Origin of the sequence: Bartonella sp. AR 15-3 (assembly GCF_002022445.1) — a bacterium.
In the GTDB taxonomy this organism is placed as follows: domain Bacteria; phylum Pseudomonadota; class Alphaproteobacteria; order Rhizobiales; family Rhizobiaceae; genus Bartonella.
In genome coordinates this window covers 1169934-1184907 of sequence record NZ_MUYE01000001.1, presented here as the reverse complement: position 1 = coordinate 1184907, position 14974 = coordinate 1169934, and the positions used below count along the sequence as shown (strand labels likewise).

At 34.8% G+C, this 14974-nt stretch carries 12 protein-coding genes and 1 pseudogene; 11 read left to right on the top strand and 2 right to left on the bottom strand.

The genetic code is table 11. From position 1 onward, the window contains the following. Window position 1: 1 nt before the first annotated feature. Window positions 2-931, bottom strand: a complete 930-nt coding sequence (locus BAR153v2_RS05260; protein WP_078680618.1) for an electron transfer flavoprotein subunit alpha/FixB family protein — start codon at window positions 929-931, stop codon at window positions 2-4. 51 nt (window positions 932-982) lie between these two features. Then, window positions 983-1729 carry an electron transfer flavoprotein subunit beta/FixA family protein gene (locus BAR153v2_RS05255; RefSeq protein WP_078680617.1) on the bottom strand — a complete coding sequence of 249 codons (747 nt, stop codon included), beginning with the start codon at window positions 1727-1729 and terminating at the stop codon, window positions 983-985. A 327-nt stretch (window positions 1730-2056) separates the two neighbouring features. Here BAR153v2_RS05255 and BAR153v2_RS05250 point away from each other — a divergent pair, with 327 nt between their 5' ends. The 11 genes and pseudogenes from BAR153v2_RS05250 (at window position 2057) to BAR153v2_RS05200 (ending at window position 14561) form a co-directional block, all read left to right on the top strand. Then, window positions 2057-2713, top strand: coding sequence for a hypothetical protein (locus tag BAR153v2_RS05250; RefSeq protein ID WP_078680616.1), 657 nt, complete (start codon window positions 2057-2059; stop codon window positions 2711-2713). A gap of 217 nt (window positions 2714-2930) precedes the next feature. Continuing rightward, complete coding sequence (locus tag BAR153v2_RS05245) at window positions 2931-3845, top strand: sulfite exporter TauE/SafE family protein (protein WP_078680615.1); 915 nt, start codon at window positions 2931-2933, stop codon at window positions 3843-3845. Window positions 3846-3852: 7 nt separating this feature from the next. Beyond that, a complete protein-coding gene (locus BAR153v2_RS05240) occupies window positions 3853-4653 on the top strand; it encodes a TIGR02186 family protein (protein WP_078680614.1) in 801 nt (266 codons plus the stop codon). 355 nt (window positions 4654-5008) lie between these two features. Further along, window positions 5009-6435: pseudogene (xseA, locus tag BAR153v2_RS05235) on the top strand (exodeoxyribonuclease VII large subunit). A 14-nt stretch (window positions 6436-6449) separates the two neighbouring features. Then, window positions 6450-7040 carry a DNA-3-methyladenine glycosylase I gene (locus tag BAR153v2_RS05230; RefSeq protein WP_198934323.1) on the top strand — a complete coding sequence of 197 codons (591 nt, stop codon included), beginning with the start codon at window positions 6450-6452 and terminating at the stop codon, window positions 7038-7040. Between the two features lie 358 nt (window positions 7041-7398). Beyond that, on the top strand, window positions 7399-9018 hold the full coding sequence (locus tag BAR153v2_RS05225; protein ID WP_078680613.1) for an ABC transporter substrate-binding protein: 1620 nt from the start codon (window positions 7399-7401) through the stop codon (window positions 9016-9018). A 156-nt stretch (window positions 9019-9174) separates the two neighbouring features. After that, window positions 9175-10824, top strand: a complete 1650-nt coding sequence (locus BAR153v2_RS05220) for an ABC transporter substrate-binding protein (RefSeq protein ID WP_078680612.1) — start codon at window positions 9175-9177, stop codon at window positions 10822-10824. A gap of 90 nt (window positions 10825-10914) precedes the next feature. Next, the gene (locus BAR153v2_RS05215) at window positions 10915-11991 is read left to right on the top strand and encodes an ABC transporter permease (protein WP_078680611.1); all 1077 of its coding nucleotides are present in this window, start codon (window positions 10915-10917) and stop codon (window positions 11989-11991) included. Between the two features lie 3 nt (window positions 11992-11994). Then, window positions 11995-12912: an ABC transporter permease gene (locus BAR153v2_RS05210; RefSeq protein ID WP_078680610.1), complete on the top strand. Its 918-nt coding sequence runs from the start codon at window positions 11995-11997 to the stop codon at window positions 12910-12912. Continuing rightward, window positions 12905-13774, top strand: a complete 870-nt coding sequence (locus tag BAR153v2_RS05205) for an ABC transporter ATP-binding protein (RefSeq protein ID WP_078680609.1) — start codon at window positions 12905-12907, stop codon at window positions 13772-13774. Before BAR153v2_RS05210 ends, BAR153v2_RS05205 begins: the two co-directional genes overlap by 8 nt. Before the next feature lies 1 nt (window position 13775). Next, a complete protein-coding gene (locus BAR153v2_RS05200; RefSeq protein WP_078680608.1) occupies window positions 13776-14561 on the top strand; it encodes an ABC transporter ATP-binding protein in 786 nt (261 codons plus the stop codon). Window positions 14562-14974: the final 413 nt, after the last annotated feature.

Genomic DNA, 14974 nt, shown 5'->3' with positions numbered 1-14974 from the left:
TTTACAAAGCTTTTTCCAGTTCGGGAATAATATGATGAAGATCACCTACAAGGGCGTAATCAGCAATATGCATAATGGGAGCCTCCTTGTCATTATTAATAGCAACAATGGTTTGTGCATCCATTATTCCAGCTAGATGTTGGATAGCACCGGAGATGCCGATAGCAATATAGAGTTTAGGAGCAACCACTTTTCCTGTTTGCCCAATTTGCCAATCATTAGGGGCATAGCCTGCATCGACGGCTGCTCGGCTTGCCCCTAAGGCAGCTCCGAGCTTGGTTGCAAGCGGCAAAAGTAGTGCTTTAAACTGTTCTTCCGAACCGAGACCTCGTCCACCTGATACAATAATGTGTGCTGAAGTAAGATCTGGACGATCACTTTTGTTTGTTTCTTCTTTGACGAAGAAAGAAAGATTTGGGTTAGGAGCTGGTGTTATTGTTTTAATAGGGGCAACATTTCCTTTGGATGTTGGCGGGAAAGAAGCTGTACGTACTGTTATAATTTTTTGACGATCATTTGTACGTACGGTTTCAATAGCATTACCAGCATATATTGGCCGTTTAAAGGTATCAGATGCGACAACATCAATAATGTCTGAAATTTGCATAAGATCAAGAAGAGCAGCGACGCGTGGCATGACATTTTTTCCAGTTGTTGTTGAAGCCGCCATGATCACATCATAAGCGTTCGCTTGTTCAACAATTGTTGCTGCCATGGGCTCGGCTAATTGATGCGCTAAATAATCAGCTTCAGCAACAAGTACCTGCCGAACGCCAACCAGTTGAGCACAGTTTTTAGCAATAGCATGAACCTTCATTCCACAAACGAGAATGTCTATATCATTACCAATTAATTGAGCAGCAGTGAGAGCCTTTTCTGTTTCTTGTGCTAAGGAATGGTTATTGTGTTCCGCTAATAAAAGAATTGCCATAAGTTGTTGCCCTTTTATGCATTATTACTTTTGATTATTTGTTAGCATACTTTAAATGCAATTTATTTTTTTGAGTACATTAATAAGCTCAGTAACATTTGCTACTTTTATACCAGCTTGACGGGGTTGGGGTTCTTCAATACTAAGCATTGTGAGGCGTTTTTGCGTATCAACACAAAGATTAGCAATATCCTTTTGCTCAATGGGTTTCTTTTTAGCTTTTATAATATTAGGAAGAGAGGTATAGCGTGGTTCATTAAGCCGCAAATCAACAGTCATAACCACGGGAAGAGGAAGACAAATAGTTTGTGTGCCGTTATCTACTTCTCGGGTGATTTGAGCTCGTCCATTTTCTATATTTAAACATGAAGCAAAAGTTGCTTGTCCCCAACCAAGAAGACCTGCGAGCATCTGGCCAGTTTGATTGCATTCATCATCAATGGCTTGTTTCCCTAAAAAGACCATATCTGGTTTTTCTTCAAGAATAATAACTTTTAAAGTTTTAGCAATTGCTAAGGGTTCGAGTATTTCATCAGTTTTTACAAGGATAGCGCGATCTGCTCCCATTGCAAGTCCTGTTCGTAAGGTTTCTTGTGCTGCTTCTGGTCCAATTGAGACAAGAATAATTTCTGAAATTTTTCCAGCTTCTTTTTGTCGAATTGCTTCTTCTACAGCGATTTCATCAAAAGGGTTCATAGACATTTTAACATGGGATAAATCAACACCTGTGCTATCAGATTTAACACGTATTTTGATATTGTGATCAATAACACGTTTGACAGCGACAATTATTTTCATGACGATCCTCTTTGTTTATGTGCCTACGAGTTTATAGTAATCATTATAAGAAACCAAATTATTTAAAATTGAATTTTATCATAGTTATTTTTAGTTATATAAGCTTCTCTGTGTTTATTTGTATTATTCTCTTTCTATTTTTAACGCATAATTTTTGTTTAATCTCAATATTTATTATATTTGATTGTAAAAATACGTTTAGCCTACTTAATCTTATACAATTATTTTTAATTTTTTTATTATTTTTAAAGCTCTATTTACTAAAATGGATCACATTTTTCATTAATTAATGTGATTCATATTGAATATAAGTAAGAGGTAAAATCTGTGAATATTAAACATGATGTGCTGAAGCCAGTTAAGCAAAAACATTGTTTTACTTCTACTGTTAATCAAATGCAGGAAATACAAGCACCTTCTGAAATAAGGATGTCAGATATTTCTGCTAAGCTACGTTATGTTTATAAAAAAATGCAGATAAAAAAAAAGCATAGTCAGTTGGCTAAGCAGAGCTCTGTAGATGATAGTCTAAAATCTTATTTAAATGAAATTAGTCGGGCAATTTTAGCTGAGCATTACGCTCGGAAGCAGAAAGAAAAAAAGCTTTTTGAGGATTTAGAGCAGATTAAAACATTAGTTCAGACTCTTCTTTACGAAAAAGAAAGTTCACAAAAAACAATAATAAAACAGTGCAAATCTTCTTCCAAATCAATTAATTCAGCTGTACGCTATCTTGCACATATGGCTTGTGAAGAAAATAAGAATTCTCAATCTTATGCAACATCCAATATTTTGAAAAAAGATAAGATGCAGCCAGTACAAATAAATAACGAGGATACATTAGAACAAGAGAATATAAGCTCCTTATCAACGGATTTTGCAAAAGCATTGAAAAATTCTCTAACAAATAAAAATTCACCTGATGTTCAATTCTTAAGTGGTTTTTTTACAGGGGTTCGGCGTGCATTTTCTTTCAAAGAATAGTCGTTAAAATATACTTTCACGTTATTATGTAATCTTATCTGTTATTAGTTTTTGTATGTTGCTATTCAGTTATATCAAAGGATATAAGAGATGTGTTATGAATATTCATTCATAGCTTGGCGGAAATAGGCACGATGTCAAGATTATATTATAAAAATAAAGAATATTAAAAGAAGAAGTTAAAAACAAATCTTAAATTTTTGAAGATTTTGAATTAGTGAGTATTTATTTACCAATTGCTGAATTGTCATTGAGTATGCTAATTTTAATTGGCATGGGAGCAGTCGTTGGTTTTTTTTCAGGACTTTTTGGAATTGGTGGTGGTTTTTTAATTACGCCTTTATTGATTTTCTATGATATCCCTCCTACCATTGCTGTTGGAACAGGAGCTAATCAGGTAATCGCGTCATCTGTAACGGGGGCAATTACGCATTTTAAAAAACGTACTCTTGATGTTAAACTTGGTATTCTTTTGGTAATTGGAGGGGGAATTGGATCTTTTATCGGTATTCAAGTTTTTTCTCTTCTTAGGAAAGTAGGGCAGTTAGACTTTATTATTTCACTTCTTTACGTCTTGCTTCTTGGAAGTATTGGGAGTTTGATGATGGTTGAAAGTCTATGTACTATGATGCGACAGCACGAAAAAAAAGAAATCACTCCTCATCTTCCTAGTTATTATAATTGGATTGGTCGATTGCCGTTTAAAATTTATTTTCAAACATCGATGATTTGTGTAAGTATTATTCCAGTTTTAGGAATTGGTTTCGTTGTGGGGCTATTATCTTCTATTATGGGCGTTGGTGGGGGATTTATTACGGTGCCAGCACTGATTTATCTTTTACGTGTTCCAACTAGTGTTGTGGTTGGAACTTCACTTTTTCAGATGACATTCGTATCAGCTTTTACTACTGTTTTGCAAAGTGTTAGTAACCAGTCAGTTGATATTGTTTTAGCTCTTTTACTTACAATTGGAGGAGGGATTGGAGCCCAATACGGAGTAAGGGCTGGACAAAAGTTAAAGGCAGAACAATTACGTCTGGCACTCGCTTTTCTTGTCATAATTGTATGTATGCGTTTAGCTTTCCAATTATTTATACGCCCTGATAATCTTTTTTCTCTTGTTATTTTATGAGATGGTAATGGATAAATTATTCCTCTTATTTATAATGACAAGCTGGTTTTGTGTCGTTTCTTTTTCTATAAAGGCACAGGGCAGTGAAGGAGTTATATCAGGAGAGAAGGAAGTTGTTCAAATTATTGTTACAACAAATACGATCACAGTTGGTGCAAATTTTTCTGGTCATGATCTATATATTGCTGGTGTTTTAGAAAATATGAATCCGTTATTTCGTCAACAAGATCGTTACGATGTCATTGTTAGTTTAGAAGGGCAAACTCGATCGATGATTGTGCGAAAAAAGAAACGTAAGGCAGGAATATGGATTAATGCAGATTGCGTAACTTTTAAAAATGCTCCTCTATTTTACTCAGTGGTAACGACGCGTGAAGTTGATGATGTCACTGATGCTGAGAGTTATAAACGTTTAGGTTTAGGATTATCTTATTTTTCTCTTTCAACTGATGAAAAAGATCAAGAAAAAATACAAAGTTTCCGTAATGAGTTGATAAATTTACAGAAAGCTAAGAATCTCTATCATGAAGAAGTGGGTGGTGTTTATTTTGGTTCTGGTTCATTATTTACAGCACATTTTCAATTACCTGCAAATATTCCTGTTGGGCGTTATCATGTGAATGCTTACCTTTTCCGTGATGGACAGTATATAAGTAGTGCGACAACTACTCTTGAAATTGTTAAAGCACATATTGTCTATACAATTTTTCATGAAGCGCGCAAACATAGTTTTTGGTATGGAATAGTTGCAGTGTTTGTTGCTATGGCTACAGGGTTTTTATGCCGTTTTGCTTTTCGGAAAGACTAGAATAAAGAAAAACTCTAAGGTGTTTAATTTTTTGGTTGAATGATTCTATAAAGAAGAAAAATAATATTGTTGTACTGCCTAAATATAAACTTCCCTTTCTGAAAAATTATTCAATAAATCAATATTTATATGCGATAAGTGAATGTGATATTGATGCTAAAATAACACGGAAGAAATTTAAAAAAAAATTATAATTTCCGTTGTCGGTAAAGATTAAAAAGTTTATTTTATTCTAAAATAAGGTGAATAGGTTTTTCTTCAAAAAGATGTGCTATATACAAAAAATAATGACAACATATTTAATCTTATCACTGCACTTTAGTCTATCATCAATATAAGCGAATTGAATAATACGATGGATTTGTTTCTTGAAAAATCAGTAGCAACAAATGTGGCAGAGTTTAGTGTTTCTGAAATAGCAGGAGCTTTAAGACGTATTGTTGAAGAAAAGTTTGGTTATGTACGAGTGCGTGGGGAGATATCAGGTTATCGCGGTGTACACGCTTCAGGACATGCCTATTTTGCTTTAAAAGACGATAAAGCTCGATTAGAAGCTGTTATTTGGCGAGGTGTAATAGAAAAGCTCCAATTTCCTCCTGAGGAAGGAATGGAAGTGGTTGCTGTAGGTAAGTTAACAACTTATCAGGGATCATCAAAATATCAAATTATTATTGACACTCTTGAGCCAACAGGGGTTGGCGCTTTGATGACTCTTTTAGAAAATCGTAAGAAAAAATTTGCAGATGAAGGCTTGTTTGATGATGCGAAGAAGAAAAAATTGCCTTATATGCCTCGAATTATAGGAGTCGTGACATCACCAACAGGAGCTGTTATCCGTGATATTATTCATCGTATATCAGATCGTTTTCCTTTACATATTTTAGTTTGGCCTGTACGGGTTCAGGGAGAGACCAGTGGTCAAGAAGTTGCCGCTGCTATTGCCGGTTTTAATGCATTGCCTTTAGGGAATGTTCTATCTAAACCTGATCTTATTATTGTGGCGCGTGGTGGGGGAGTCTAGAAGATTTATGGGGATTTAATGATGAAGCAGTTGTGCGTGCCGTTAGTGCATCTGCTATTCCAATTATTTCTGCAGTTGGACATGAAACAGATTGGACACTCATTGATTATGTTGCAGATTGGCGAGCACCCACTCCTACAGGAGCAGCAGAAAGAGCTGTACCAGTTAAATTAGATCTTGAAACGCAATTAGCCTCACTTAATTTACGCTTTTTTGTGGGATCAGCGCGTTATTTTAGTTTTTATAAACAAAAATTATCCGCTGTTGTACGAGGTCTTCCTACTGTTGATCAGTTATTTGCTTTGCCGCGGCGTAACTTTGATGAAATTTCGAGTCGGTTGCAACGCGCTCTTTGTGTTAACTATGATAAAAAACGTTTTTGTTTTTATACACTTGTTATCCGGCTTTCCCCACGTTTGTTGAATACTAAAAAAGCCCAACAAAATACAAAAGAGTATACAGTACGTCTTCATCACGCTTTTTTACGTAATGTTGAAAAACAACGTGTCCAAATAGAAATGGCATTTAGACTTTTAAAAAGTACATCTTATCAAAGTATTTTAGAGCGTGGTTTTGTTTTAGCTTTAGGGCAAGAAAACAACCCAATTAAACGATTAGTACAGTTCCCTAGAACAGGACAGATAAGCTTACGATTTTTTGATGGTGAAGTTAATGTTTCAACCTGTAATTCTGTTTCTAAAAATTCTCCCAATTCTAAGCAATTAAAGCGGCAGAAAGATGATCAAGGAACGCTTTTTTGATATGGTGAATGTTCATGCTTGATGAAGGTCTTCTTATGGGGAAGGATGGAAAAATTCGTTGTTCGTGGGTAGGGACTGACCCACTTTATTGCGCTTATCATGATGATATATGGGGTAAACCTGTTTTTGATGATCGTCGTTTGTTTGCACAAATATGTCTTGAAGGTTTTCAAGCAGGACTTTCTTGGTTAACAGTTTTAAGAAAAATATCCAATTTTCATCATGCTTTTGATTATTTTGATTTTGAAAAGATTGCACAGTATGATGAAGAAAAAATAGAAATATTAATGCAAGATAAAGGCATTATTCGCCATCCAGGTAAGATTAGATCAGTTGTCAATAATGCTCTTAAAGCCCAGGAAATTATAGCAGAATGGAATAGTTTATCTAGTTATTTTTGGTCTTTTCAGCCACTACAGTTTGAAAGATATGGAAAGACAGATTTTCAGATATGGAAAACTAATTCTGTAACTCCTACGTCTATTCGTCTTTCTAAAGATTTAAAAAAGCGTGGTTGGACATTTGTTGGTCCTATTACTTGTTACGCTTTTATGCAGGCAGTAGGGATCGTTAATGATCATCTTGAAGGATGTTTTTGTCGATAAATTTGTAAAATATTTAAGTACTGTTGTAAAATTTTTATAATACGAAATAATATGGAGAAACTAATATTGGGCTGTTTATGGAGGGTGTATTAGATCTTAATGATAGAATCTATTTTAAATGAATAAAATGCATTGAGTTGTCTTTTATCTTTTGATTGTGTTAGTCTTGAAAAGTGGTCCGAGGGATTGGTATTCTGTATTTTTATAGAATTTTGAAAACTTTGAATGCAAAGAGGGCTTGCTTTTTTTAGTTTGGTCTTTAAAAGTTAAATAGCTTTTAATCGAAATTTTCTGATGTGAATTCACTGATTTAAAGTAAGTAGCTGATATATATAATAAAATTCTGTAAGGAAAGTCCATGGATGTGAAAAAGAGTGTATTTAAAGCGAGCTGTTTTTTTGTTTCTATTCTTATATTTATGAACATCTTTTGGCAAAAAACACTAGCGAAAGTACCTGTTGATACGTTCATAATGGCATGGAATCTTGATGCAATCAAGACGTTTGATCCAGCACAAATAAATGATGTTTATAGTCACGAAATTATTCTCAATATTTGCTCTAGCTTGGTTGATTCTTCTCCCGATAATGCAACTAAAATTGTCCCTAGTTTAGCAAAGAGTTGGGATGTTTCTGGCGAGAATAATACAGTAATTACTTTTCATTTGCGCGATGATTTAAAGTTTGCTGATGGTCGATCTGCTAGTGCTAGTGATCTTGTTTGGAGTATGAAACGGATTATTAAATTGGATATGGCAGGCGCAACGGCATTTAAAGAGTATGGTATTAACCAAGAAACATTTGATACTGCTATTCAAGCGCTAGATGAAAAAACTGTTGTGATGAAATTTGATAAACCATATCCAGCAGAGCTCATTCTTAATAATATTGCTGCTAATCTTTCTGCTCTTTTACTTGATCGTGAAACAATTATAAAACACGAGAAGAATGGTGATATGGGAAGCCAATATCTAACGACTCATTCTGCTTGTGTTGGACCCTATCAGTTAATAAAGTGGCGTGCAGGGGAAGCAGTGTTGTTGGGGGCTAATCCTCATTATTGGGGAGAAAAGCCGAAACTCAAAAAAGTTCTGATTCGTCATGTTGCTGAGCCAAGTACACAACGTTTGTTACTAGAAAAAAAAGATGTCGATGTAGCACGTGATTTGACGGTAGAGATCTTAGAAGATCTTGAAAAAAAAGCAAATGTTAGGATTGAAAGAAAATTGCAGCCAGGGATGTTTTATTGGGGATTTAATATGACACATCCTATTTTAGCCCATGAAAAAGTGCGTTTGGCTATGCGTTATCTCATCGATTATGAAGGGTTTGGCAAAACAGTGTTGAAGGGTGTTGGTATTCCTCGTGCTAGTTTTATGCCTATCGGAAGTCTAGGTGCTTTAAATGAAAAGGAAGGATTGCCTTTTAAGCTTGATCTTAAGAAAGCTAAACAGCTTTTAACTGAAGCAGGGTATCCAAATGGATTTGAAATAAGTGTTCTTATAGGGTTTTCTAATTCTTTACAGATTATTCAAACTATTCAAGATAATGCAGCAAAAGTTGGTATCCGTCTTAAAATTAATCGTCTTGCAGGAACACAGCTTTTTTCAAAAGTTTCTGCACGTGCTTTTGAAACGGTTATACTGGGATGGAATAGTGAATCTCTAGATCCTCATACGACAGCTTCACGGATTGTTTACAACCCTGATAATCGGTTTGAAGCTAAAAATACAGCTTATCCTAGTTGGCAACATGGGTATTTTGATGAAGAGATGAATCAACAAGTTCAAGACGCTTTATTTGAAAAAGATGAAGCAAAACGAGTGCAAAGATATGTTGATTTACAAAACAAATTTATGCAAAAAGGACCTTATGCTTTTCTATATCAGAAATATAATATAATAGCCATCTCCCCTGTTATTAAAAAATGGGTTTGGAATAGTGCACCGCGCGTTTTCTATCATGCAATTGAAAAATAAATGCATATTGGGTTATGTGAAATATAAAGGACAGGTAATTAGGGAAATGGAGTAAAAGTATATTTCTCTATACATAGGAAAATAAGAATAAAGTGCTGTATTATAATTGAAAAGTCATCATTGGGGTTTGTTTGAAAGGGTGAAGTAAAATACAAAATGGAAACAGAATGGCTATATAAGAAAATATTTAAGAGAATTTGTGCTTTATTAGGATTAATTGTTTTTTTTAGTGGATTAATGCCAATAATGCTGCATGCATCACCTAAAAATACATTGACGATGGCATGGAATATTGATTCAATCACCAGTTTTGATCCAGCACAATCTGTGGAAGTAGTAACGAGTGAATTATTAACTAATATTTGCAGTGCATTGGTACAGTATGATCCACATAACTTTACAGAAATTCAGCCTGCCATGGCCAAATCTTGGGATGTTTTAGATGACGGGAGAAAAATCATTTTTCATCTTCGTGATGATTTAAAATTTGATGATGGAAGATTAGCTACTGCACAAGATCTTGCTTGGTCAATGCAACGGGTTGTTAAGTTAGGATTGGGTTACGCTCAATCTTTAAAAGATTATGGATTTACTAAAGATAATGTTAAAACAAATATCCAAGCTCTTGATGATAAAACGTTACAAATGCAATTTGATAAAGTTTATCCTCTACGTCTTATATTGACTGTAATTGGGCAATCTTATGCCTCTGCTTTGCTTGATCGGCAGAAACTCGAAATGCATGCTGTTAATGATGATATGGGAAATAAATATTTAGCTACTCATTCAGCTTGTGTCGGTCCTTATAAATTAGTGCGTTGGTCTCCTGGAGAGCGGGTTGTTTTACAGGCAGCACAACATTATTGGGGAGAAAAGCCAAAAATTGAGCAGATTTTAATATTTCATGTAGCTGAATCAACGAGTCAGAGATTCCTTTTGGAAAAGGGTGTTGTAGATATATCCCGCGATCTCTCTTCAGAGGATATATTGGATATTGAGAAACAAGAAGGGCCTCTTGCAATTCATCGTGTTTTGCGTCCACAGTCTGTTTATCTTTCATTGAATAATAAGAATGTAATTTTTGCCGATGAAAAAGTACGTTTGGCATTTCGTTATCTAATCGATTATGATATTCTCGGTGAAACTGTTTTAAAAGGAATTGCTATTCCTCGTGCAAGTTATATGCCCTTGGGGATACCAGGCGCTTTAGATGAAAAAGAGGGTGTGCCATTTAAGCTGGATTTGAAAAAAGCAAAACAGTTAATTAATGAGGCGGGCTATGTAAATGGCTTTAAGGCTAATCTTTTAATTGGTAGTTTGTCCTATATGTCATCTGTTGCGCAGATTATTCAAGAAAATGCACATAAAATTGGCATTGAACTTACCATTGAAAAAATGTCACAATCTCAATTATTAAGCCGCGTTCGCGGTGGAAATTATGATATTGCTATTATGAGTTGGAATACAGCTGATCCTGATGGACATGCATCTTCATGGAATCATGTTTTTAACCCTGATCCAACATTCACTAAACCGCATAATATGCATTTGGCTTGGCGGGTTGGATATTATGATGCAAAGGCAAATAAGATGGTGATGGATGCTTTATTCGAAGAAGATAAAAATAAACGCTTTGAACAGTATCGGGAACTACAAAATTATATTTTAAATCACGGTCCTATGGCTTATTTATTCCAGACCTATTATACTATTGGGGTAGGGCCTGCAGTGAAAAAATGGGTCTGGAATAGTTTCAGGCTTTATTATGATAAAGCTGAAAAATATATGCAATCAAATGATGAATGAAGTCATATGTGATGTATGGTTAAAATTTTTTTGACTGTGTGGTGGGAAATATCACCAGACTTATGTCTCATAAGTGAGTAGGGGAATATTATGATAATTTCATCATTGTCAAAAACGGATATAGCAGTATTACCAAATCAGAAAAATTTTTATATATGGGTCTTTTTTTTGAAAATTTTTAAGCTTTTGATTTCGGTATTTATTACGTTAATTGGTTTAATAACAATTACTTTTTTTATTGGTCGCCTTCTTCCTTTAGATCCTGTTATTGCTATTCTTGGAGATAATATCAGTCAAGAAGCTTATGATAAAATGTTCTATCGCTTGGGCCTCGATCAGCCATTGATTATCCAATATTGGACCTATCTTCAAAATATTTTTTTGTTTGATTTTGGGGCTTCTTTGATTTCAGGGCGTCCTATTTTAGCAGATATCATGCACGTATTTCCTCCAACGCTGGAATTAGCAACAGTTGCTATTATTATTGGTACAAGCTTTGGTATTCCATTGGGTATCGTTGCAGCAATGTATCGTAATTCACCCACTGATTATTTTGTACGTCTTTTTACATTGTGTATTTATTCAACGCCAACTTTTTGGCTTGGCTTGATGGCATTATTGGTGTTTTACGCTAAGCTCAATTGGATTGGTGGTCCAGGACGTATTGATTTTATTTATGAATATTCTTTTGAAGTTAAAACGGGATTTTTTCTTTTGGATACTGCAATGCAAGGGCAGTGGGAAGCTTTTGGCAACGTTTTCAGTCATATTATTATGCCTGCTTTAATTTTAGCTTTTGGTGCTATGGCTTATATTAGTCGTATGACTCGTGGATTTATGATTGAACAGCTAAATCAAGAATATATTATTACTGCACGTGTTAAAGGATTATCATGGCGACAAACGGTTTGGAAGCATGCTTTGCGCAATGCTGCTGTTCAAATTGTTACTGTCGTTGGACTTTCTTATGCTTTTTTATTAGAAGGCGCTGTCTTAACAGAAACCGTTTTTGCTTGGCCTGGATTTGGACGTTATTTAACTAATGCCCTTTTAGCAGGTGATATGAATGCGGTTGTAGCCTGTACATTACTTATAGGGTGCTTCTTTATTGTTATTAATTTATTTTCTGATTTACTTTATAATATCTTTGATCCAAGGACACGTTAAATTATGGCAATATTGCACGAGAATAAATCACAATTAAGACATTGGTTAAATGAGCCTGTTCCACATTCAGTTATTCAGGCGAATATACAGAAATTTTATCACTTATTAATTAGGTTTTTTCATAATATTTCTGCTTTATTGGGTTTTGTTATTATTTTTTCTGTTATTTTGTGTGCGATTTTTGCACCTTGGATTGCTACCCATGATATTGTAAACAATGATCTTGCTCATCGACTTCTTCCACCATCTACATCGCATTATTTGGGAACAGATGAGTTAGGACGTGATATTTTTAGTCGCTTAATTTTTGGTATGCGTATTACCCTTTATATTGTTTTTTTAACTACGATTATTGTGGCACCTATAGGCCTCATTGTAGGGACGACAGCTGGATATGTAGGAGGATGGGTTGATACTATTTTGATGCGCATTGTTGATATTTTTCTTGCTTTTCCAAGTTTGATTTTAGCACTTGCTTTTTCAGCTGCTTTAGGGCCAGGTATTGAAAATGCTGCAATTGCGATTTCAATTGCAGCATGGCCACCAATTGCACGCTTAGCACGTGCTGAAACTCTGACAATACGCTCGTCTGATTACGTTTCCGCCGTTCGTCTACAAGGAGCATCTTCTTGTCGAATTATTCTATTCCATATTGCACCAATGTGTATTCCATCTGTAATTGTACGGTTAACATTGAATATGTCTGCGATTATTTTAACGGCTGCAGGTCTTGGTTTTTTAGGATTAGGCGCTCAGCCACCCAGTCCTGAATGGGGGGCTATGCTTTCAACTGGTCGTGAATTTATGATGACAAGTTGGTGGTTGGCAGCAGTTCCTGGTTGTGCAATATTGCTTACAAGCCTTGCTTTTAATCTTTTGGGCGATGGACTTCGTGATATATTGGATCCGCGTAATGGATAAAAAATTATTAGAGATAGAAGATTTATGCATTTCATTTCCTATAACAGGTGGCATTTCAGATGTTGTGCGTGGTGTTAGCTTTTCTGCTGGGAAAGAAAAAATTGGAATTGTTGGAGAATCTGGATCTGGAAAATCAATCACTGGACGTGCGATTTTAAAACTAAATCCGAAGTCAGCAATCGTTAAAGCTAAAAAAATGCGTTTTGATGATATAGACTTATTATCTGCGAATGAATCTCAGATGCGTACTATTCGGGGAAAACGTATTGCAATGATTTTACAAGATCCAAAATATTCACTTAATCCGTTAATACGAATTGGGGATCAGATCATAGAAGCTTACCGTGTTCATTATCGTGTTTCAAAAATGGATGCATGGGAACAGACAATTTCTATGTTAGAATCTGTTCATATTCGTAATCCTGAACATGTTATGCGATTATTTCCTCATGAAATATCAGGTGGAATGGGACAGCGGGTTATGATTGCTATGATGCTTATTTCAAAGCCTGATTTAATTATTGCTGATGAGCCAACATCTGCACTTGATATCACAGTTAGATTGCAAGTTTTAATGGTGTTGGATGAGCTTGTAACAAAATTTGGAATGGGACTTATTTTCATTAGTCATGATTTGAATATGATTGCTAATTTTTGTGATCGCGTTTTAGTAATGTATGCTGGTCGTATATTGGAAGAATTGTCAGCATCTGATTTGTCTCATGCATGTCATCCCTATACAAAAGCTTTGTTAGCAAGTTTGCCACGGCTTGATAATCCAGTTGATGTTTTAGCTGTTCCTGAGAGGGATCCTAGTTGGTTACATGGACCTACGATTGTTAATGGTGTTGAAAGAGGTTAGCATGACCAATTATGAAAATATTGTTGAGGTTTCTGATTTATCTGTGACTTTTGGACGTGGTTATCGAGCAGCGCCGGTTGTAAAAAATGTCAATTTTTATATTAGACGCGGTGAGGCTTATGGTTTGATTGGTGAATCAGGGTGCGGTAAATCAACTATTTTGAATGCATTAGTTGGATTGGTTCCCTGTTCTAGTGGACGTTTCATTTTTGATGGAAAAGAAGTATCACAGAAAAAAGACAAGGCTTTTCTACGTCGTATTCAAATGGTCTTTCAAGATCCTTATGCATCACTTCATCCAAGAAAAATGATTTATACTGCTCTTTCTGAAGCTCTTTCGATCCATAACATGGACAATAAAAAAGAACGGATAAATGATGTTTTGGATTCTGTTGGTTTAGGTTCTTCATTTTTTTATCGTTATCCACACGAGTTATCTGGAGGTCAACGTCAGCGTGTTGCTCTTGCTCGTGCTTTGATTATTGAACCAGCAGTTTTGTTACTTGATGAACCAACATCTGCATTGGATGTATCAGTGCAGGCTGAAATTTTAAATTTATTAAAATCATTACGAAAAGAAAAACGCTTGACTTATTTAATGGTTTCTCATGATCTTGCTGTTATTGCACATATATGTGAACGTGTTGGGATTATGCACAAAGGTATGATTATTGAAGAGCTAAGCAACAACGATTTGCGTCGCTTACACTCAAAAAATGACTATACAACAATGTTTTTTAAATCCAGTATTGAGGTTATTGTTCATAAAGAAGAGAAAACATTATAAGTATTATGAAGAGGCCAACTTTCTTTCTTAGATAGCTCTTTCCAAAGCTCGGTATTTAAAAAATATAGGGTAAGAAGTTACAATTTTAATGATAAGGTTATGTCCTGTGTATACGATTACACATGGCTTTATTACAAATCTAAACAATCAATTCTGAACAACTAGTATTATTATTGTGATGATACTGCTTGTAACAATTTTCTTATTAAAATTGAAAATAAAAAAATGCAAAATAATGATTTATTTTTCTATGATTATGTTTTTGTCATTATCTTTTCTCTAATATAATTACATTAAGTCCTTGAGTGATTAAAGGATAGTATTGCTATAGAATTTTTCTTAGTAATTTTTTTGAGAAGAATTTATATATTTCTTCTTGATTTCTATTCATTGATTATAAAAAGTTATTTATA